Here is an 18,856-nt window from a genome sequence, read left to right on the forward strand (position 1 = left end):
AGCAAAATGTTTAGTTGCGAGATGTATTTAGCTTAAGCCATGGCAATGCGTGGTCCTGATAAACAATTATCTCTATTTAACATAAAGTAAATTATAAGTGACACTTCAAATAGATATTTTATATCGTACATTTTAAGTCTTATAATTTATATTATGTTAAGTAGCAAATGTAATTAGCCTTTGTTCTTATATGTTTCCTGCTCCTTATGAAGTGATTAAATAAAAAAAGGAGAAGCTTTTAAAGCCTCTCCTTTTTTTTTTATTTTAAGCAGTGTTGCTTAGTTCATCTTTGCAGATAATTTAGCAGCATCTGCTTTACGGCCTAAACGCGTGTAAACGTTTACAAGGTTCTGCATAGTTGCTTTATCCTCTGGCTGAATCTCATGCGCTTTCTCAAAGTATGGTAAAGCAGCCTGATAATATTTCTTTGCTTCGGCTTCTACAGCTTTACCGCGTTTCTGGTAAGTTGCATAGTCCATTTTAGCAGCTTTGTTATTAACCTCAGCGCCTTTGTTATATTCTAACACACCTAAGTTGTAGTAAGCATCAAAGTTAGTCGGGTCAGCTTGTATAGCTTTTTTATATACTTCTCTAGCGCCTTCGATGTCTTTTTTACGCTCCAGCAAGTTGCCTTTTACTGCGTAAAGGCTGGCATTTTTAGGATCTGCTTCGATAGCCTTGTCTAATTTAGCCATTGCCTCGTCAGCGCGATCGTTCTTCAGGTAGTATTTTAGCTCTTCCTGCATCAGGTACACACTGTTCGGGTGCTGCTCAAGGCCTTTAGATAATGTTGCCATCACAGCATCGTCGCTGGCTTCTGTAGCCTGCTGCAGCTGCACCTTAGCTTTGTATACGTCTTCAGTATTATGGCCCATGTTAATCAGCTCGTCATAGAAGCCAATTGCCTGGTCATACTTGTTATCCGCTGTGGATGCGTAAGCTGCGTAAAGTACTGCAGTTGTATCTTCAGGGCTGATTTTGTGCGCCAATTCATACTTTTGAATTGCGTTTGGCCAATCCTGGTTATTATGAAATTCAACAGCCTGGTTCAATACCTGGCCGTAAAGCATTTGCTTACGCTCTGGCACCTGCTTGCCATACTCACCGTTCTGGCCATCAAGTTCTAAAGCTTTGTCAAAAGACTCCAGTACTACTGTAGGTGTTTTATCATCAGTTAGTTTACCATAAATCGGGTTGCCGATCATGTCCTGATAAATCACGCCTCTGTAGAACCAGGTTTTAGCCTTATCTTTTGTCTTTTTATGCTCTGTAGCCTTTTCAATGTCAGTCAGGGCCTTATCAAGCGTACCATTCTTATGGTTTAAGACTGCACTGTTCACAGCCGAATTTTGAGCACTTGCAACCGAAATGGTACCGGCTACTAAGGCTGTTAAAAGTACTTTTTTCATGCTTTTTATAATGGTTTGAGTTGTTGTTTGCTTAACGTATTATGTTTGTAAATAATTCGTTCTTAACAATTTAGGCTTCCTCAGAGGTTTCCGGATCAATCATGGTGTCAGGCTGCAGAGAGTCATCTACTGATAGTTCAGACTGCTCCATTACCACTTCCTCCACATCTTCCTCGTTCTCCACCTCTACTTTAGCCACAGACGAAATCTGATCGCCTTCATTAAGCTTGATCAAACGGACGCCTTGCGTAGCACGACCAATTACGCGCAGATCACTTACGCGCAACCTAATGGTAATGCCCGAGCGGTTAATGATCATCAAATCATCCGTATCGATAACGCCTTTTATAGCAACGAGTTTACCGGTTTTGTCAGTAATATTCATTGTTTTGACACCCTTGCCACCTCGGTTGGTGATGCGGTACTCATCCAATGGAGAGCGTTTGCCAAAACCTTTTTCAGAAACTACCAACACGTCTGTGCTCTCATTCTCTACACAAACCATACCAACAACCTTATCATCTGGGCCCGCAAGCGTTACGCCGCGTACACCGGCAGCAGTTCGGCCCATTGGGCGCACTTGCGTTTCGTTAAAACGGATTGCTCTACCAGACTCCAGCGCAATAATAATCTCGCTGCTCGTATTGGTCAGTTGAACATCTAGCAGACGGTCACCATCATTAATTGAGATGGCATTGATACCGTTAGTTCTTGGACGCGAATAAGCCTCTAAAACCGTTTTCTTGATCGTGCCCTGCTCCGTAATAAAAACGAGGTTGTGGTTGAGTACGTAATCCTGATTTTTTAGGTCATGTACATTAAGCACCGCACGCACCTTGTCTTCTTTTTCAATCTGGATCAGGTTCTGGATAGCACGTCCTTTAGTCGTCTTCCCTCCTTCCGGAATCTCGTAAACCTTAAGCCAGAACACGCGCCCGAACTCTGTAAAGAACAGCATGTGATGGTGCGTATTCGCGATAAACAAGTGTTCTGTAAAGTCACTTTCCTTAGATGCAGCCACACCTCTGGAGCCTACTCCTCCTCTACTCTGGCTACGGTACTCGTTCAAGGAAGTACGCTTGATATAACCTTCATGAGAGATGGTGATTACCATATTCTCCTCCGGAATCATGTCTTCATAAGAGATATCGCCTGTGCTGGCTTCTATACCAGTGCGGCGGGCATCTCCATAGCGCTCCCTGATTTCTATTAATTCATCTTTGATGATCTGCATGCGCAGGGCTTCATCATTCAGAATAGAAGTCAGGTAATCTATGAGTTTCATTATCTCCTGGTACTCTGCCTGAATCTTATCACGCTCCAGACCGGTAAGGCGCTGCAGACGCATATCCAAGATAGCACGGGCTTGTATCTCGCTAAGTGCAAAGCGCTCCATCAAGCCATTGCGGGCGATTTCAGGGTCCCGAGATGAACGGATCAGGTTGATAACTTCATCCAGGTTATCAAGGGCAATTAATAAACCCTCCAGAATATGCGCACGCTTTTTCGCTTCATCCAGTTCATACTGTGTTCTGCGGATAACCACTTCATGTCTGTGGTCCACAAAGTGCTTGATCAAGTCCTTCAGGTTCAGCGTCATCGGGCGACCTTTAACCAAGGCCACGTTGTTTACGCCAAACGAAGACTGCAGCGCTGTATACTTATACAGGTTGTTGAGTACCACATTCGGAATGGCATCGCGCTTCAGGTCATACACAATGCGCAGGCCATCACGGTCTGATTCATCGCGTAAATCCGCAATACCTTCAATCTTTTTATCATTGATGAGCGCAGCTGTTTTCTCTATAAGAGAGGCTTTGTTCACCATGTAAGGGATTTCGGTAACGATGATTTGCTCTTTGCCGCTTGGCGATGTTTCAAACTCAGCTCTGCCACGCATCAGCACACGGCCACGACCAGTTTCGAAAGCAGACTTTACACCATCGTAACCATGTATGATACCACCGGTTGGAAAGTCTGGCGCAGTAATGTGCTGCATCAGCTCGGCAATGGTGATTTCAGTATCGTCAATAAAAGCAATGATGCCGTTAACTACCTCTGTTAGGTTATGCGGTGCCATGTTTGTTGCCATACCCACAGCAATACCGGACGTGCCATTGATAAGCAGGTTGGGGAGCTTGGCAGGCATTACGCTCGGCTCTTTCAGCGAGTCGTCAAAGTTTGGCACAAAGTCTACCGTATTCTTTTCCAGGTCGGCCAGCAGTTCATCGGCAATGCGCTTCAGGCGAGCCTCAGTATAACGCATGGCAGCCGGAGAGTCTCCGTCTATGGAGCCGTAGTTACCCTGGCCATCAACCAGCGGGTAGCGCAGCGACCAGTTCTGAGCCATACGCACCATCGTTTCGTATACAGAGGAGTCACCGTGCGGGTGATATTTACCCAGCACCTCTCCTACAATACGAGCAGACTTCTTGTAAGCCTTGTTATAGGATACGCCAAGCTCAGACATGCCATAAAGCACGCGGCGGTGCACTGGTTTTAATCCATCCCGCACATCGGGTAAGGCTCTGGAAATGATAACAGACATTGAGTAATCGATATACGCACCGCGCATCTCATCTTCAATGTTGATCGGTATTATTCGTTCGCCTTCTGTCATGTTAAAAGGTCTAAATAATGTAAATGGTGTGATAGAAAAGGCAAGTTAGGCAAAAATGGCCTTAACGCCTATATAGCTTAATTCTTATTTTTGGCTTTTGAGTGCCCCTCGTGAGTTTTTTCCTCCGAAACCTTATTCATTTTCTCTCCCATTTTAGGGTTCTGCTTTTTCCAGATAGGTTGTCCGCGGTATTCCTGATCGCCATGGATATGCTCCATGCGGACCTGGCAAGGACCAATAGGACAAACTGGTTTACAGGAAACTATAGAAGCAGAGAAAAGCGCGAAGGCAAGTATGAAAAGCGGTTTTTTGTGTGTCATGAGTTAAGTTTATGAGCAATGCATAAAACTAACGGGCGCTCAAATCCATATCATACAAAAATAAGCATTTTTGCTGACATTCAACATTATTTGACACGTTTATTGCCCCTTTTACAGGGCTTTTGAAGGTTTTACAGGGGATGAAACCCATTCACGGTGAAACCTCCGTCTACGGCTATGGTTTGCCCTGTAATATACGCTGCTGCAGGCATGCAAAGAAACGCCACCGTACCGGCCACATCTTCCGGTTCTCCAACTTTTTGCATAGGCGTGCGGCTAACCACATTGTTATAAAACTCCGGGTTCTGCAGCACAGTCTGGGCCAATGGCGTGCTGATGTACCATGGTGCCACCGCATTTACACGAATGTTGTCTTTTGCCCATTCTGCAGCCAGGTTGCGGGTAAGCTGCGTGAGTGCGGCTTTTGTCATGCCGTAAATGCTGCCGGTGCGCACATGTACCAGTCCGGCCACGGAGGTTACATGTATGATATTGCCTTGTTCTGATTTCTGCAGCAGCGGGTAAAGCAGCCTGTTAAGCTCAAAAGCAGACTGCAGATTTGTTTGCATGATAAAGCCGTATTCTTCCGAAGTATAGTCGGCGGTAGGTTTACGGATATTTGTGCCCGCGTTATTGATAAGCGCATCCAACACACCCCACTTTTGCTGCACCCAATCTGCCACAGCGGCTCTGCCCTCTGGCTGGCTTACGTCTGCAGATAATACATACAGCCGCTCCGGATGCTGCTGCTTTAGAGCATCCAGGTCTTCTTGTTTGCGGGCTACAGCCAGCACCTTAGCACCGAGAGCCAAAAACTCTTTAACGGTTGCCTCTCCAATACCTTTGGACCCTCCGGTTACTACAGCCTTCTTTCCAGATAGCTGCCATCTATTTTGTGTCATTATAAGTTTATTGTAAAGTGTACTAATCAATAAAACAAAAAAGAATTTAAAATCCTTAAGCTATAGACAATATTCTAGCTAAAAGACATCAAGATTAGCTTTCAAAAGTATAAATTGAACTTTGTTAAAAGGGTGCAAATCAAACTATCCTCAGCAAAAGATTATCGTTATGAAAACATTAATTTTGTTAGCAGCACTTGCTTTGCCTGTTCATGCTGCATTCTCGCAGATAAATAATACGCCAGCCGGCATCAATGCTCAAAGAAACCTGCAGGTTTTGGGTGAAGATGGCAATAGTACCCCAGTACAATTGTTTGATAACAGGTACGAAGGTGTGAAGGGTAGCCCATACTTTTTAGAAAACTGGGGGAAAGGCTCTATTACTGTTAATAACGTGACGGTGGAGGGTGTGCAGCTGAAGTATAATGTTTTTAAAAACCTGCTACTATACATAAATGCCAAGGGGCAACCTTATGAAACAAGCCTTAATGGCATCCATCAGTTTGAAATACAAGACAGCCTGACCTCGCAAAAGTATGTTTTCAAGCGCTTACCTCCTTTAGGCGCAACGGATACTGAACTGGCGCACCGCCTAGTTTTGTCGCTGTACGAAGGGCAGCAATTAAAGCTTGTTATGGTGCCCACTAAAGTATTCTTGAAAGCAAATTACCGGGGAGCCTATTCGGCGCATAAGGCGCATGATGAGATAAGAGATGAAGCTGTATTTTATCTGATTGGCCCGGACGATGCTGTCTCTAAAGTTAAACTAAACAAGAAGAACCTACTGAAGGCGCTGCCAGGCAAACAAGAGCAGGTTCAGGAATTTATGGCTAAGCAACAAGTTGATGCCAATACTGCCGAAGGCTGGAAAAAAGTGCTGGCGTACTATGAAGGACTTTAATGCACTAAGCGTAAGTTGATTAACTTACTTTTTGCCAAGTATGCGGTGCCAATAGGCAAGCAGGTAATTCTTATCTACTTTAGGCCGATTGTTTACTTCCTCAAATTTTAGCTTACCCTGCTGGTTTTGCCATACTTTATACACAAATACATAGTCGCCGCCACTCTCCTGCCAGCCGTCAAATTTGCCAAAGCGGAGGTCTTTTATCAGTAACGTGTCACTTTCTGTTTCTTCAACAGCGTAATAACCTTTCGTGATCTGGAGCAGCCGCTCTAGCTTTGGATGGCCGCGGTACGGCGCAAGGAGTTCGGCATGTTTAGGCTCAAAATCATACTTGATGGTTTTGTCTTCATCGAGCAAAGAGTAAAAGCCATTGTAGAAGCCGTCTGGGCCTTCAACTGTAACAGACCAGAAAACCGTATTTAGCGGTGTCGGTTTGCTGATGTAGGAAGTATACGGAATGCATTGCTTATCCATGCTCTTCTCAAAAGTATGGTCTGCTATACTTTTAGCCACGAAAGACCATAGTAGATAGCCTGTGCTGATAAACAAACCAGTATAATTCAAGCGTCGTCTTGTTGGGTTGTCACGGCTGTAAAAGGCAGCTGCAATAACCAATGCAAAAAAAGGCAGCGTGTACAGCGGATCAATAACAAACACATTATAAAAAGCTACCCCATAAGTTGAAAAGGGCCAGAAAAGCTGGGTTCCCCAGGTGGTGCAGCTGTCTAACAGAATGTGAGTGATAAACCCGAAGAAAAACAAAAGTGACCAGTCCCGGAAGGTAGCCGCGCTGCTTTTGTAAAGCCGGTGCAGCAGCCAGCCAAGTAAAGGCGACACCACCAACGCAAATAAAATGGAATGGGTAATGGAGCGGTGAAAGCTTAACTGTTGCACCGTATCAAGCCATGGGTTTAACAGCACATCCAAATCCGGAATGGTGCCGGCTATGGCCCCCCAGAGCATGGCCTTGTTTCCAAGCCTCTTCCCTGCTACAGCCTCTCCAACTGACGCCCCTAAAACAATCTGCGTTAATGAATCCATTTTAATTAAAAGTAAAGGTCATGGCAAGATTAAGTAGCTGCTGCAACCATGCCTTGCCTGTAAAGGTATAAACAAGCTGCTTTGCTGCAAAAGCGGCAGCCTATACTTGCACATTATGAACGAAAACCTTTACCTGATTTTAGGGATTTTAATTATTTGTCTTGGCACCTATGATTTGCTCTATACCACATTCGCGCCTAGAGGTGCCGGACTGTTGAGTGGCATTAGCTCCACGTTTATCTGGCGAGTATTTCTGGGGATGAGCAACCTACTGAAAACAAGAAAGGCTTTAGCAGGAGCTGGCATCGTGATTATTATGACAACCTTGCTGAGCTGGGTTTTTATACTTTGGGCCGGCCACTCTTTCATTTATTTATCTGATGTAGATGCCGTGATAAACAGCACGACAGAAGTGCCCGCCACTGCCTTTGACAGGGTTTACTTTACCGGCTACACGCTTTCTACATTAGGCAACGGCGATTTTAAAGGCGGAACTGATAACTGGCGAATCTACAGTGCCTTTATTTCTTTTTCCGGATTGATACTGATTACCATCGCTATTTCGTACATGGTGCCTATACTTTCAGCGGTTACAGAACGTCGTGCGCTGAGCATTCGAATCGCCTCCATTGGCCACAGCCCGCAGCTGATGCTGCTAAACAGCTGGAACGGAAAAGACTTCTCAAGTATAGAGCAACACTTCAGCGGTTTGGCACAGGAAGTTGCAAAGCAAGGGCAGCTGCACTTGGCATACCCTCTGTTGCACTACTTTTATCATTCCGAAAAATATGTGGCGCTCCTGCCTAACCTGGCAGCGCTAGACGAAGCTATCTCCATACTTCTGCTTTATGTTCCGGAGAACAAGCGGCCGAGTAATCAAACACTGGTGCCGCTGCGCCGCTCCATCACTACTTTTCTGCAGTCCTTAACTGCTATCACCCCGACACCTGAATCTCTGGAAGAGCCGGTTATAGACATAAAGCAGTTGGAAGATGCAGGAGTTCCGCTTCAGTTGCCTGAGGCTGAGCAGTTGGAGCAGCTGTGCAAAAGGCGCAAATTCCTCAACGCCATGCTAACCTATACTGGCTGGGATTGGGAGGAAATCGCAAACCCTAAATTTATAAGTGATCTGGACCTTCAGGAGATCAGGTGATTTTGTTTATACCTGATCTCCTGAAGACCATCCAGGCCAAACTTAATGTATAATCTTAGCTCGTTTAAATTCTTTTGATCTATCAAAAAGGTAGCGGTAGGTGATATGGGTTTTATAGATTTTGCCGCCGATCTGCTCCACTAAGCGCATCATTTTAGGATTAAAATCGCCAATCCAGTTCATCTGCAAATCATAATAAGGAATGCTGGGATTGTTGATTACTTTCTGGCCCGCAGCCACAATGATAGCAGCCTCCACTCCTTTGCCCTGATGCTCTGGCGTTATGCCGAATACAATTCCGTAGATGGTTTTGCAGGCGCCTCTCCAGCGGTGAAACAAGAACTTAAGTTTCCCCCAAAGGTTCAGTTTGCCGTTGTTGTACTTAAATAGCTGATTAAGCTCAGGGATGGCTATGAAAAAGCCAACAGGCTGGTCGTTGTAATAGGCAAACCAAATAATGCGCTCATCCAGAATTGGCTTCAACTGGTTCATGATGGCTGTAGCTTGCGCCTCACTCATTGGCTTTACGCCCTCATGCTTGGCCCAACCTTTATTGTAAACCTCCCTGAAGTCGCTGGTGTACTTGGGCAGGTTCTTCTTATCAAGGTGCCTGAAATGATAGTTTTTATCGTTTAGTATACGCTGTGCCTTTGCCTCATATTTTTCCGGAATCGGATCATGAACGGTGCGGTAATAGGTGTACTGCTTAAAAAACAGCTGAAACCCATAGTTTTCCAGCAACTGTTGGTAGTACGGGAAGTTGTAAGGCATGCAATAAGTCGGCTTGTGAAAACCATCCACCAGCACTCCCCACCACTTATCGCGCTCACCAAAGTTAATTGGGCCGTCCATTGCTTCCATTCCTCTTTCCTGCAGCCAATCGCGGCAGGCGTTAAGTAAGGTATCAGCAGCTGCCTGATCGTTGATGCAGTCAAAGAAGCCCATGCCGCCTGTTGGCTGTTCATTAGCTTTCGCCGTTTTCTTGTTAATGAAAGCCGCTACTCTGCCAATCGACTTGCCCTTGTCATCTTGCAGAATCCAACGGATAGCTTCGCCATCGCGCAGGAGTTTGTTTTTTTTGGGATCAAAAATATTATGAATGTCCTTGTCCAGCGGACGAATATAATTTGGGTCTTCTTTGTACATCCGCACCTGCACCATCAGGAATTCTTGGGCAAGTTCAGGTGTGGTTACCTCTAGTAGTGTCATAGTATGCTTTAATTCGGAATGCTAAATAAACTATAATCCCTAAGAAAAAGAAGTATAAACTGTTCGCTTAAAGTATGGCAAGTTCAATTTGGCGGATTTGTGCGAAAAGCCTATAAAACAAAAAAGCCTTTAGATTTCTCTAAAGGCTTTTTTGTTTAAGAGCCCCCTGCCGGGATCGAACCAGCGACCTACTGATTACAAGTCAGTTGCTCTACCAGCTGAGCTAAGGAGGCTTGTACTTATTTTGAACTTAAAAGCAAATGCAGTACAAACATTTGCTTTTGGAGTTGAGCCCCCTGCCGGGATCGAACCAGCGACCTACTGATTACAAGTCAGTTGCTCTACCAGCTGAGCTAAGGAGGCTTAACTTTTTTTGTGCTGCTTTATTGTGTTAAAGCGTTGCAAAGGTATGGTTAAGATTTTATTCTGCAAATACCTGGTTCAAATTTTTCTCCTGACTTTCTCTAAAAAATTGAGAGTCAGGAGAAAAAAATTTTTAACCTCTATAGGCATGGAGCTGGTGCTGCAGGTTAGATATGCGTTTTTGAGCCTCTTCTATGCGGCCTTCATACTCCTCTCGTAGCTTGTCCGCGTTTTTAGAACGGCCGAAGAATTCAATGTTAGTGCGCAGCGTCTGGATGTCGTTCTGCAACTGCGAAATCTCGCGCTTCAACGTGTTTTCGCGCTGGTGCAGTTTTTGGCTGGCATCCGGGCTGTGCTTAATGCGCTCCACTTGCAGCTTCACAAGCATATCGGTTCGCTCTTCCAGGTTCAGCTCCGGTACACGTTCCAGGTATTTCTCCATTAAAGAGATAAACTTATCTTCTGCTTTAGGGCTTGTGCGCTTGCCGCCTTTGTCTGTGTCACGCCACTGCTGTACAAGGCTTTTAAACTCTTCTACGGAGCCTGTGGCGCTTGGCTGAGCCAGTTTATCAGCTACTTTGTCACAGATCTCCATTTTCTCTGCAGAAAGCTTTTCAAGTTCCGCAGATTTTTGCTGCTCATTTACCTGTTTGCGGTCAAAGAACTCGTTGCAAGCCAAGCGGAAACGCTGCCATATTTTGTCAGAATGCTTGTCTGGCACACGGCCGATGGTTTTCCATTTTTTCTGGAGTTGTATGAGTTTTTCTTTAGTGCTGGCCCAGTCTGTGCTGTCTTTAAGGCTTTCTGCTTCTTCGCATAACTGCGTCTTCAGCTGCAGGTTTTGCATCTTCTGCTCATCAAGCGCTTTAAAGAAATGATTTTTACGCTGGAAGAATGCCTTGTAGTTGCTCCAGAAAGTCTTGTTAACATCTTCGGCATTCTCTTTAGGCACCAGGCCTGCTTTGTCCCACTCCTCCTTCAGTTTCTGTATCTCGTCCGTCTTGTCGCGCCACTCGTTTATTCGATCTGTATCGAAGCTTGCAAACGGCTGCAGACGCTCTAAGAGCCCTCGTTTTACAGTTAGGTTCTGTAGTTCACGGGTGGATCTTTCTTCGTGGTAGGCGCGGCGGCGGTCATGGATTTTTTCAGATGCTTGGGTAAATTGCTCCCAGATCGGGTCGCGCTGATCGTTAGGCACCGGCCCGATGTTTTTCCACTCCTCGTGCAGATGACGCAGCTCCTGCAGCGCTTTGTTTATACTTGGTTCCTCCTGAAGTGACTGCGCACGCTCTATCAGCTGTAGTTTGGCTTCCAGGTTGCGTCTGCGGTCCAACTCCTTCATCTCAAAAAACATGCTTCTGTTGTTGTAGAAGATGTCGAGAAGGGCGTGGTACGAGTTCCAAAGCTCCTGTGCTTCTCCGGCTGGCACAGGCCCTATCTGTTTCCACTCCGCCTGAAGCTTTTTAAGCTCATCACCGCTGTTCTTAGTCTCAGCTGACTCCACTAACTGGCGCAGCTGGCTAAGCAGTTCCTGTTTGCGGTCCAGGTTACGCTGGCGCTGCTCTTCCTGGCTCTGGCGTTGCTGGTAACGTGAATCACGGTATGCAGTCAGTAGCTTTTCGAGGTCCTGGTGCTCTTTGGAAGTATGGTAGTCAAAGTCTTCTTCAGTGCCGCCTTCCTCTTTAAACTTATTCAGAGCCTCCTGCCGCTCCGCCTGAAACTTAAGGTCATACTGGCGCTGCATTTCATTTATAGCTTTGAATTTGCGCAGAGCTTCCGTATTTTTCAGCACACTGCCCAACTGCTGCCGCAGCTCCTCTAAAGATAGCTGGCTATAGTCGGTATGGTCTTCTTCATCCTCCTCCTCATCGGAGTGGCTGTTTGAGTCTGAACCTTGATTTGCAGTTGTGGGTTGATCTTTTGCCTCTGAAGCTGTTTCGTCAGTTATACCTGGCTTCGCCTCTTCCTCTACCACATTTGTATTAGCGGCTGCAAAAGCTTCTGTTATATGTTCGGATTTCTCGCTTTCCTGCACGGATGCCAGGTCTGGTTTCACCTCAGGCTGTTGCTCCTTGGGCACTTCCTGCTCCGCTTCGGCATTTAACTTATTGATGTTGGTTTCTGGCGAGGCTGTGTTTTGCTCGTTTGCAGCAGCCTGGTTCTCTGGTTTGTTAGCCTCAGCACCGGTGGTGTCCATATGATTTTTATCAGTTGTCATGTCTACATTGTTAAGTACAACGGTTCAGTTCAGGCGTGGGTCGTCGGGGTAATTGCTTAGCACCTTAAACTTGCCTCCCATTTGCCGCAGAATGCTGCGCCAGAGGGTTTCTGTATCCAAAGTAAATAATTTATTTGCAGCATTGTTGTTAACGATCCAAACATTTTTATCTATTTCCTCCTGCAGCTGCCCAGGCGTCCAGCCGGAGTAACCGAGAAAGAATTTTATATCCTCTTTATCAACCAGGCCAGTCTCGATCATGGTGCGAAGCGTACTGAAGTCGCCGCCCCAGTAAAGGTCATCGCTCAGCTTCACGGCTTGAGGCAAATCAGGCATACGGTGAATGTAATGCAGCGTATTATACTGTACTGGTCCGCCAATGCCTAAAACCATATCAAACGAATCATCAAATACATCCAGCACATCCGAAAGGTGCAGGTTAGAGGCACGGTTCAATACTAATCCAAATGAGCCCTCTTCTTCTTCGTGGCTGCACAGCAGTATAACACTGCGCTCGAAGTTAGGATCGCCCAGATACGGTTCTGATATTAGTATGCTTCCGTTTTGCGGTTTTAAAACCTTGCTTTCTGCCATCATTCTTTCATCACGTTTATACATTGGTACCTTCGATAGCCCAAGGAAACCTGTTTTATTACAAATTTCTAGATAGTTATAATCATGTTAATATAACTACGCAAACCAGTGGATATGGTAGTAAAACAGTGCCCGGTGCTCGGCATTTTTGATGCTATACTGTAATAACTACTTTACAGTTGGCTTGTTAAGGCAATGTATTGCATAAAGAATTACTTTAGGGGCAGCGGATATTTTTATAATTTTGAACAAAACGATCAGATCAATGGCGCTAACTCATAATATTGCCGATATCCGGATTAACTATAAGAAGCACGCTTTATCGGAGGATTCTGTGGCAGCAGACCCAATAGAGCAGTTTCAAGTATGGCTTCAGGAGGCTCTCAGCTCGCAGGTGGAAGAACCCACCGCTCTGGTGCTCTCCACAGTAAATGCTGCCTGCAAACCATCTGGCAGAGTAGTTTTGCTAAAGGGAGTCGACAAACGAGGCTTCAGTTTTTACACGAACTACGCTAGCCGCAAAGGCCATGAACTGGAGCAGAACCCCTATGCCTCCCTCACGTTTTTCTGGCCCGCCCTGGAGCGCCAGGTGCGTGTAGAGGGAAGAGTAGAGAAAGTAATGCCCGAGGAGTCTGACGCATATTTCCACAGTCGCCCGAAAGGTAGCCAGATTGGTGCATGGGCCTCTCCGCAGAGCCAGGTTATACCTTCGCGCCAGGTGCTGGAGGAGCGTGAAAAAGAGCTGAATACACAGTTTACCGCAACGGACGCAGTACCAAGGCCGCAACACTGGGGCGGTTACCGCTTAATGCCCGTTTACCTGGAGTTCTGGCAAGGCCGTCCAAGCCGCCTGCACGATCGTATTGCGTACGAATCTGAAGGTGAAAGATGGGAGATAAAGCGCCTGGCTCCTTAGTACCTAAAGCAACCCGGGTTAGCTGCTAATGGCAAAATCATACTTTGTAAATTAAACGAATGGCTGAAATATTACCTCTGCGCGCCTGGCGCTACAACGACATCCTGAATGATAATATTGAAAAGCTCACTTCCCCGCTTTTTGATGTTGTGTCGCAGAAGCAGCGGGAGGCGCTGTACTTAAACCCTAACAACAGCATACATTTGTCTGTGCCCAGAGGCCAAAACCCTGCAAAAGATGCAGCCCGGCTGCTGCAGGATTGGAAGGAAAGCGGCTTGCTGCAGCAGGACGAGTTACCCGGTATTTATGTTTACTATCAGTATTTCAGGCTGCCTGGGAGCGAAAAAGAATATGTGCGCAAAGGATTTATATGCAACATAAAAGCATATGATTGGCACGAGCAAGTGCTGCTGCGCCACGAAAACACAATTCCGAGTGCAGTTAATGACCGGATTCAGCTTTTAGAGGAAACGGAGCTTAACTCAAGCCCGACCCATGGCCTCTACACCGATCCTGCTTTTACGCTGGAGCCCTATATGGATGAGAGTATCCGCACGCCGCTGTATGAAACGGAGGATTACCAGGGTGTGCGCGATGTGCTTGCCGTTATACATGACCACGAGGTGCTCAAGCTGATTTTACAGACGCTGGCGGATAAACAGATTCTGTTAGCGGATGGGCACCACCGGTACGAGGGATCACTCTTTTACCGCCGCAAAATGATGGCCCAAAACCCGGATCACACAGACCTGGAGCCATACAATTACCACCTCATGTACCTGACGAACTCTGAGCACGACGACCTGCGCATTTTGCCTACACACCGCCTGCTTCAGCATTTGCCTATGCCTGACGGAGAGTTTGTGGAGCGATTGCAGGAGTTTTTTACGGTAACGCCCAAAGAAGACCCTTACGAGCTGAATGAGGTGATTGTAGGCAAACCCTGGGCCTTTGGCTTGTACATAGACGGCAATGCTTACAAACTGCGCCTGAAACCGGAGATCCATAAAAGTATAGAGTGGAATTTTCCAGAGGAGGTGAAGCAGCTGGACTTGACCGTGATGCATTATTTCATTTTTGAGAAGGTTCTTGGCATCTACCGCCAGGAGCAGCGGGATTACAAAGGCCTCAGCTACGAGCGTAATTTTACAGCCTGCATCCAAAAAGTAGACAAAGGGGAAGCGCACCTTGCCCTGATTACCAATGAGGTATCTATGGAGCAGGTGAAGCGCGTGTGTAACAGCGGTGCCGTCATGCCTCAGAAGTCTACTTTCTTCTACCCAAAAGTTATCTGCGGATTTTTGTTTAGCTCAATTAAAGAAGATGAATTTACAACGGCCGCTGCTGCTTGCCTCTAACTCGCCGAGGCGCAAAGAACTGCTCTCTAGCCTTGGGCTAACGTATGAGGTGCTGGTAAAAGACGTTCCCGAAGACTTTCCGGCGCACCTGAAACGTGAGGAGATAGCAGAATTCCTGGCTTCGCACAAAGCCGATGCCTATGTTACCGATATCACCAATCATGCCCTGATTACAGCGGATACAATTGTATGTTTGGGCGATAGGGTTTTAAATAAACCAGCTGATTACCAGGAAGCAAAAAAAATGCTGCAGGCGCTATCAGGAACTCATAACGAAGTTATCACCGGCGTGTGCATACTTACCCGGGAAGGCAAAAGTGTGTTCCATGATGTAACCAAAGTATACTTTAAGCGGCTCACAGAAGCGGAGATTGACCATTACATCACCTATTTTAAACCCTACGACAAAGCCGGAGCCTACGGTATTCAGGAGTGGATCGGTATGATCGGAATAGAGCGTATAGAAGGTTCTTATTTTAATGTGGTGGGCCTGCCGGTGCAAAAGTTGTACGCAAAGCTGGAGGAGCTGGAAATTATAGCTGCCGGTTAATAATTGCTGATCGTTTTTCCTCATTAAGCTGTATTGCCACACCCTACAACTAATAACGCCGAAATGGCTACCTTTGCATAAAATTATACTTTGGTTGATTGTTTATACTTAGGCTCAGTCTAAAGTATAAACAATCAGCAATCAACCATTAGCAATTAAGATGTCACTTATTAAATTATACTTAGCGCCAGGTAAGGAGCACTCCCTCAAGCGCCAGCATCCGTGGGTATTTTCCGGGGCTATTAGAAAAGCAGACGGTGAGCCGGCGGAAGGCGATGTAGTAGAAGTATACTCCAGCAAGCGTGAGTTTCTGGGTATGGGCCATTATGCACCGGGCTCTATTGCCGTGCGTATTTTCTCTTTTGAGCAAGCAGAACCGGACTATACGTTCTGGAAAAGTAAAGTGCAGAAAGCGTTTGATTACCGTCAGGGCCTGGGCCTGATAGATAACCTGGACACAGATGTTTACCGCTTAGTATATGCTGAGGGTGATGGCGTGCCAGGTCTGATCGTGGATTTTTACAAAGATACTGCTGTTGTACAAACACACACTGTGGGCATGTATAATGTGCGGGAATACGTGACGCAGGCGCTACAGGAGATCTACGGCGACAGACTGCGTGCTGTATATGATAAAAGCGCGGAGTCGCTGCCACCAAAAGCACCTGTTCAGGCGCAGAACGGCTACCTGTATGGCCAGTCAGAAGGTGGCGTGGTCGTAACGGAGTATGGCAACAAGTTTTTTATCGACTGGGAAACCGGTCAAAAGACAGGTTTCTTTATTGACCAACGCGAAAACCGCGACCTGCTGGCACGTTACGTGAAGGACAAATCAGTCTTGAATACTTTCTGCTACACAGGCGGTTTCTCGGTGTACGCCTTAAACGCAGGTGCTAGTCAGGTACACTCTGTAGACGTTTCTAAGAAAGCAATTGAGCTGACGGTGAAAAACGGGGAGCTGAGCCAAGCACCCGAAAAGCATGAGGCTTTTGCCGTTGATACTTTCGAGTTTTTGAAGGGCAAGGAAGACTTGTATGATGTCATTATACTGGACCCTCCGGCTTTTGCCAAGAGCCAGAACGTGCGCCACAATGCGTTAATGGGCTACAAGCGCCTGAATGCAGAGGCGATGAAAAAGATTAAGCCCGGCGGTATTCTGTTTACCTTCTCCTGCTCCCAGGTGGTCGATAAATACCTGTTTAATAATACGGTGATGGCTGCCGCTATAGATGCCGGACGCAATATTAAGATCATGCACCACCTCTCCCAACCCGCTGATCATCCTATTTCCATCTTTCATCCGGAAGGAGAATATCTGAAAGGCTTGGTGCTGTTTGTAGAGTAAAGAGGAATAGCATCAGCAATAAACGGCAAGGCCGGAGCTAAATTAAAAGCTCCGGCCTTGCCGTTTATACTTTACAACTATCATTTAATAACCAGTCCGTCTTCGGGCAGCTCTGCAGGAAGCTCCATCCGGATGCGCCACTCTTTTGGGTAATAATTATTGAGTCGGCTGCCGATTTGCTTTGCCCAACCAAGTGGCAGGCCTTTGTACTGCAGCAGCAGCCAGTTATTTCCGCTTAAGCCCAGGCTGATATCCTCTTTGCGCAAATAGCGCAGCGCCTGCTCCAAATCAAGATCCGCAACCTCGAAAGCCTCCTTGTTGAGGTGCTGTGAGAGCGCCATTCCCTGCAACGGCTTAAGCTTTTTACCTTTAACTTCGGCTACCTCAGTGCCAGCGTAGATCACATACAGGCTTTGGTATACTTCATCTGCGGCTTCAAACAGGTTAGCAGGCAACGCCGAAATAACCTCGCCGTACTGCAGGAAAGTATACTTCTCAGGTTGCAGCAGCCAGTTCTGCACTAGCGCCTGCTCTTTCTTTCCGGCAGCAGTCAGCTTATACTTCTTCTTCCGGCTTTTGCCGTGGCTAACAACTTCTGCGCTACCTGCTTTCCTCACCACAGCCATAAAGAAACCTTCGCCTTGCACGCGGTGCGGGTAAAAGCGATAACCCTCCACGCCCTCAAGCTGCGTTGGAACCACTCCCCACTCCGGCTGCAGCTGCAATTTTATACTTTCCGCACCTTCCTGGTCCGACAGCCAGGCAATATTTTTCTCGTTTTCCTGTTCGTTCCAAGTGCAGGTGCTATAAATCAGCAATCCTCCCGGTTTCAATGCCTCCCATACATCCATCAAAATACGTTGCTGACGCTGTGCGCAAAGGTTCACGTTCTCCTCCGACCACTCTCCTATGGCTTGCGGATCTTTACGAAACATGCCCTCGCCACTGCAAGGAGCATCCACTACCATCACATCAAAAAAATCAGGAAGCCTGCCGAAGTCACGCGGGTCGTTGCTGGTGACAAGCACATTGCCGCTGCCCCACTTGGCAACATTTTCAGCCAGTATGGAGGCTCGGCTACGAATCACTTCATTCGAAACCAGCAGGCTCTCCTCAGAAATAAGGCTTGCCAGAAGTGTAGATTTTCCGCCTGGTGCGCCGCAGAGGTCCAGTACCTGAAGCGGCTCATCCAGGTTTGCCGCCTGCCTTAGCGCTTGCTCCACAAACATAGAGCTTGCCTCCTGCACGTAGTAAGCACCCGCATGTATGGCAGGATCTAGGGTGAACAGTGGGCGCTCAGGCAGATAAAAACCAGTTTCAGCCCAGGCTACAGGCTGTAATTCGGCTGCCGCTACTGCTTTGGCTTTGTTGATGCGGACACTCACAGGTGGCGTCTGTTGCAGGGCTTTCAGAAAATTTTCATAGTCCTCTGAACCCAACAGGCGCTGCATGCGCTCAGTAAATGAAACAGGAAATTGCATGGCACAAAGGTACGGCTAAATTGCAGGTTCTGAAAGTATGGCTATCGGCAGGCATTTCTTAGCTGCAGGTATTCCTGAACTATTGGCACATCAGCTGGGCACCAATTATAATGAGGCAGTTCATCTGGAGTTGCCCAACGGTAAGCCCGGTGCTCATGCAGCTTAATAACACCGTCGGTATAATGGCAGATATACGGGATCAGTTCTATACTTCGGATTGGGGAGTGATGCAATACTGGCGACAAGCGCTGGTAAGGCTGAACAGTTATATTGAGTTCCTCCTGCAGTTCTCTCGCTACGCACCCAGTTTCTGTCTCCCCCGGCTCCACTTTGCCGCCCGGAAACTCCCAAAGCAGCGCCTCATGCATCAACTCACCTCGTTGCGTAATAAGCAGATTACCGGAGTGCTCCACCAACGCGCAAACTACCTTAATCACTTTCTCTTTAGCCATAACTGTATAGAAGCAATGTCA

General features: G+C 46.7%; 16 protein-coding genes and 2 tRNA genes. 6 read left to right on the plus strand and 12 right to left on the minus strand.

Going from position 1 to position 18,856, the window contains the following annotated elements; genetic code table 11:
• Positions 1 to 278: 278 nt before the first annotated feature.
• The 4 genes from Q1B04_RS06380 to Q1B04_RS06395 form a co-directional block, all read right to left on the minus strand.
• The gene (locus tag Q1B04_RS06380; RefSeq protein WP_299757009.1) at positions 279 to 1,409 is read right to left on the minus strand and encodes a tetratricopeptide repeat protein; all 1,131 of its coding nucleotides are present in this window, start codon (positions 1,407 to 1,409) and stop codon (positions 279 to 281) included.
• A 70-nt stretch (positions 1,410 to 1,479) separates the two neighbouring features.
• A complete protein-coding gene (gyrA, locus tag Q1B04_RS06385; RefSeq protein ID WP_299757011.1) occupies positions 1,480 to 4,029 on the minus strand; it encodes a DNA gyrase subunit A in 2,550 nt (849 codons plus the stop codon).
• Positions 4,030 to 4,106: 77 nt separating this feature from the next.
• Positions 4,107 to 4,349, minus strand: a complete 243-nt coding sequence (locus Q1B04_RS06390; RefSeq protein ID WP_299757013.1) for a hypothetical protein — start codon at positions 4,347 to 4,349, stop codon at positions 4,107 to 4,109.
• A 131-nt stretch (positions 4,350 to 4,480) separates the two neighbouring features.
• Positions 4,481 to 5,251 carry an SDR family oxidoreductase gene (locus tag Q1B04_RS06395; RefSeq protein WP_299757016.1) on the minus strand — a complete coding sequence of 257 codons (771 nt, stop codon included), beginning with the start codon at positions 5,249 to 5,251 and terminating at the stop codon, positions 4,481 to 4,483.
• A gap of 169 nt (positions 5,252 to 5,420) precedes the next feature.
• Between Q1B04_RS06395 and Q1B04_RS06400 the strand changes: the two genes are divergently transcribed.
• Positions 5,421 to 6,152 carry a hypothetical protein gene (locus tag Q1B04_RS06400; protein ID WP_299757018.1) on the plus strand — a complete coding sequence of 244 codons (732 nt, stop codon included), beginning with the start codon at positions 5,421 to 5,423 and terminating at the stop codon, positions 6,150 to 6,152.
• 24 nt (positions 6,153 to 6,176) lie between these two features.
• Here Q1B04_RS06400 and Q1B04_RS06405 read toward each other — a convergent pair whose 3' ends face one another.
• Entirely contained in the window at positions 6,177 to 7,196 is a 1,020-nt protein-coding gene (locus Q1B04_RS06405; protein WP_299757020.1) for a metal-dependent hydrolase, read from the minus strand.
• Between the two features lie 115 nt (positions 7,197 to 7,311).
• Here Q1B04_RS06405 and Q1B04_RS06410 point away from each other — a divergent pair, with 115 nt between their 5' ends.
• Complete coding sequence (locus Q1B04_RS06410) at positions 7,312 to 8,349, plus strand: potassium channel family protein (RefSeq protein ID WP_299757023.1); 1,038 nt, start codon at positions 7,312 to 7,314, stop codon at positions 8,347 to 8,349.
• 42 nt (positions 8,350 to 8,391) lie between these two features.
• Here Q1B04_RS06410 and Q1B04_RS06415 read toward each other — a convergent pair whose 3' ends face one another.
• The 5 genes from Q1B04_RS06415 to Q1B04_RS06435 all read right to left on the minus strand — a co-directional run bounded on the left by Q1B04_RS06415 (position 8,392) and on the right by Q1B04_RS06435 (position 12,736).
• A complete protein-coding gene (locus tag Q1B04_RS06415) occupies positions 8,392 to 9,558 on the minus strand; it encodes a hypothetical protein (RefSeq protein ID WP_299757026.1) in 1,167 nt (388 codons plus the stop codon).
• A 160-nt stretch (positions 9,559 to 9,718) separates the two neighbouring features.
• A tRNA-Thr gene (locus Q1B04_RS06420) sits at positions 9,719 to 9,791 on the minus strand.
• A gap of 57 nt (positions 9,792 to 9,848) precedes the next feature.
• Positions 9,849 to 9,921 (minus strand) — tRNA-Thr (locus Q1B04_RS06425).
• Between the two features lie 133 nt (positions 9,922 to 10,054).
• A complete protein-coding gene (locus Q1B04_RS06430) occupies positions 10,055 to 12,139 on the minus strand; it encodes a DUF349 domain-containing protein (protein WP_299757028.1) in 2,085 nt (694 codons plus the stop codon).
• Between the two features lie 24 nt (positions 12,140 to 12,163).
• A complete protein-coding gene (locus Q1B04_RS06435; RefSeq protein ID WP_299757031.1) occupies positions 12,164 to 12,736 on the minus strand; it encodes a YqgE/AlgH family protein in 573 nt (190 codons plus the stop codon).
• A 262-nt stretch (positions 12,737 to 12,998) separates the two neighbouring features.
• Here Q1B04_RS06435 and pdxH point away from each other — a divergent pair, with 262 nt between their 5' ends.
• The 4 genes from pdxH (at position 12,999) to Q1B04_RS06455 (ending at position 16,902) form a co-directional block, all read left to right on the plus strand.
• Positions 12,999 to 13,649 (plus strand): pyridoxamine 5'-phosphate oxidase, encoded by a 651-nt coding sequence (pdxH, locus tag Q1B04_RS06440; RefSeq protein WP_299757034.1) that lies wholly within the window; start codon positions 12,999 to 13,001, stop codon positions 13,647 to 13,649.
• Positions 13,650 to 13,708: 59 nt separating this feature from the next.
• Positions 13,709 to 15,007: a DUF1015 domain-containing protein gene (locus tag Q1B04_RS06445; RefSeq protein ID WP_299757037.1), complete on the plus strand. Its 1,299-nt coding sequence runs from the start codon at positions 13,709 to 13,711 to the stop codon at positions 15,005 to 15,007.
• Entirely contained in the window at positions 14,973 to 15,557 is a 585-nt protein-coding gene (locus tag Q1B04_RS06450; protein ID WP_299757040.1) for a Maf family nucleotide pyrophosphatase, read from the plus strand. Before Q1B04_RS06445 ends, Q1B04_RS06450 begins: the two co-directional genes overlap by 35 nt.
• Before the next feature lie 160 nt (positions 15,558 to 15,717).
• Positions 15,718 to 16,902 (plus strand): class I SAM-dependent rRNA methyltransferase, encoded by a 1,185-nt coding sequence (locus tag Q1B04_RS06455; RefSeq protein ID WP_299757043.1) that lies wholly within the window; start codon positions 15,718 to 15,720, stop codon positions 16,900 to 16,902.
• 80 nt (positions 16,903 to 16,982) lie between these two features.
• On the opposite strand, the gene Q1B04_RS06460 is transcribed toward Q1B04_RS06455, so the two are convergent.
• Together Q1B04_RS06460 and Q1B04_RS06465 are read right to left on the minus strand one after the other, a co-directional pair.
• The gene (locus Q1B04_RS06460; protein ID WP_299757045.1) at positions 16,983 to 18,383 is read right to left on the minus strand and encodes an rRNA methyltransferase; all 1,401 of its coding nucleotides are present in this window, start codon (positions 18,381 to 18,383) and stop codon (positions 16,983 to 16,985) included.
• A gap of 41 nt (positions 18,384 to 18,424) precedes the next feature.
• On the minus strand, positions 18,425 to 18,835 hold the full coding sequence (locus tag Q1B04_RS06465; protein ID WP_299757048.1) for a (deoxy)nucleoside triphosphate pyrophosphohydrolase: 411 nt from the start codon (positions 18,833 to 18,835) through the stop codon (positions 18,425 to 18,427).
• Positions 18,836 to 18,856: the final 21 nt, after the last annotated feature.

The organism is uncultured Pontibacter sp., assembly GCF_947495565.1.
In the GTDB taxonomy this organism is placed as follows: domain Bacteria; phylum Bacteroidota; class Bacteroidia; order Cytophagales; family Hymenobacteraceae; genus Pontibacter.

Excerpts from the sequence above, each read along its gene's own strand:
- Q1B04_RS06380 (WP_299757009.1), bottom strand. The coding sequence starts at position 1,409 with ATGAAAAAAGTACTTTTAACAGCCTTAGTAGCCGGTACCATTTCGGTT.
- gyrA (WP_299757011.1), bottom strand. The coding sequence starts at position 4,029 with ATGACAGAAGGCGAACGAATAATACCGATCAACATTGAAGATGAGATG.
- Q1B04_RS06390 (WP_299757013.1), bottom strand. The coding sequence starts at position 4,349 with ATGACACACAAAAAACCGCTTTTCATACTTGCCTTCGCGCTTTTCTCT.
- Q1B04_RS06395 (WP_299757016.1), bottom strand. The coding sequence starts at position 5,251 with ATGACACAAAATAGATGGCAGCTATCTGGAAAGAAGGCTGTAGTAACC.
- Q1B04_RS06400 (WP_299757018.1), top strand. The coding sequence starts at position 5,421 with ATGAAAACATTAATTTTGTTAGCAGCACTTGCTTTGCCTGTTCATGCT.
- Q1B04_RS06405 (WP_299757020.1), bottom strand. The coding sequence starts at position 7,196 with ATGGATTCATTAACGCAGATTGTTTTAGGGGCGTCAGTTGGAGAGGCT.
- Q1B04_RS06410 (WP_299757023.1), top strand. The coding sequence starts at position 7,312 with ATGAACGAAAACCTTTACCTGATTTTAGGGATTTTAATTATTTGTCTT.
- Q1B04_RS06415 (WP_299757026.1), bottom strand. The coding sequence starts at position 9,558 with ATGACACTACTAGAGGTAACCACACCTGAACTTGCCCAAGAATTCCTG.
- Q1B04_RS06430 (WP_299757028.1), bottom strand. The coding sequence starts at position 12,139 with ATGACAACTGATAAAAATCATATGGACACCACCGGTGCTGAGGCTAAC.
- Q1B04_RS06435 (WP_299757031.1), bottom strand. The coding sequence starts at position 12,736 with ATGATGGCAGAAAGCAAGGTTTTAAAACCGCAAAACGGAAGCATACTA.
- pdxH (WP_299757034.1), top strand. The coding sequence starts at position 12,999 with ATGGCGCTAACTCATAATATTGCCGATATCCGGATTAACTATAAGAAG.
- Q1B04_RS06445 (WP_299757037.1), top strand. The coding sequence starts at position 13,709 with ATGGCTGAAATATTACCTCTGCGCGCCTGGCGCTACAACGACATCCTG.
- Q1B04_RS06450 (WP_299757040.1), top strand. The coding sequence starts at position 14,973 with ATGAATTTACAACGGCCGCTGCTGCTTGCCTCTAACTCGCCGAGGCGC.
- Q1B04_RS06455 (WP_299757043.1), top strand. The coding sequence starts at position 15,718 with ATGTCACTTATTAAATTATACTTAGCGCCAGGTAAGGAGCACTCCCTC.
- Q1B04_RS06460 (WP_299757045.1), bottom strand. The coding sequence starts at position 18,383 with ATGCAATTTCCTGTTTCATTTACTGAGCGCATGCAGCGCCTGTTGGGT.
- Q1B04_RS06465 (WP_299757048.1), bottom strand. The coding sequence starts at position 18,835 with ATGGCTAAAGAGAAAGTGATTAAGGTAGTTTGCGCGTTGGTGGAGCAC.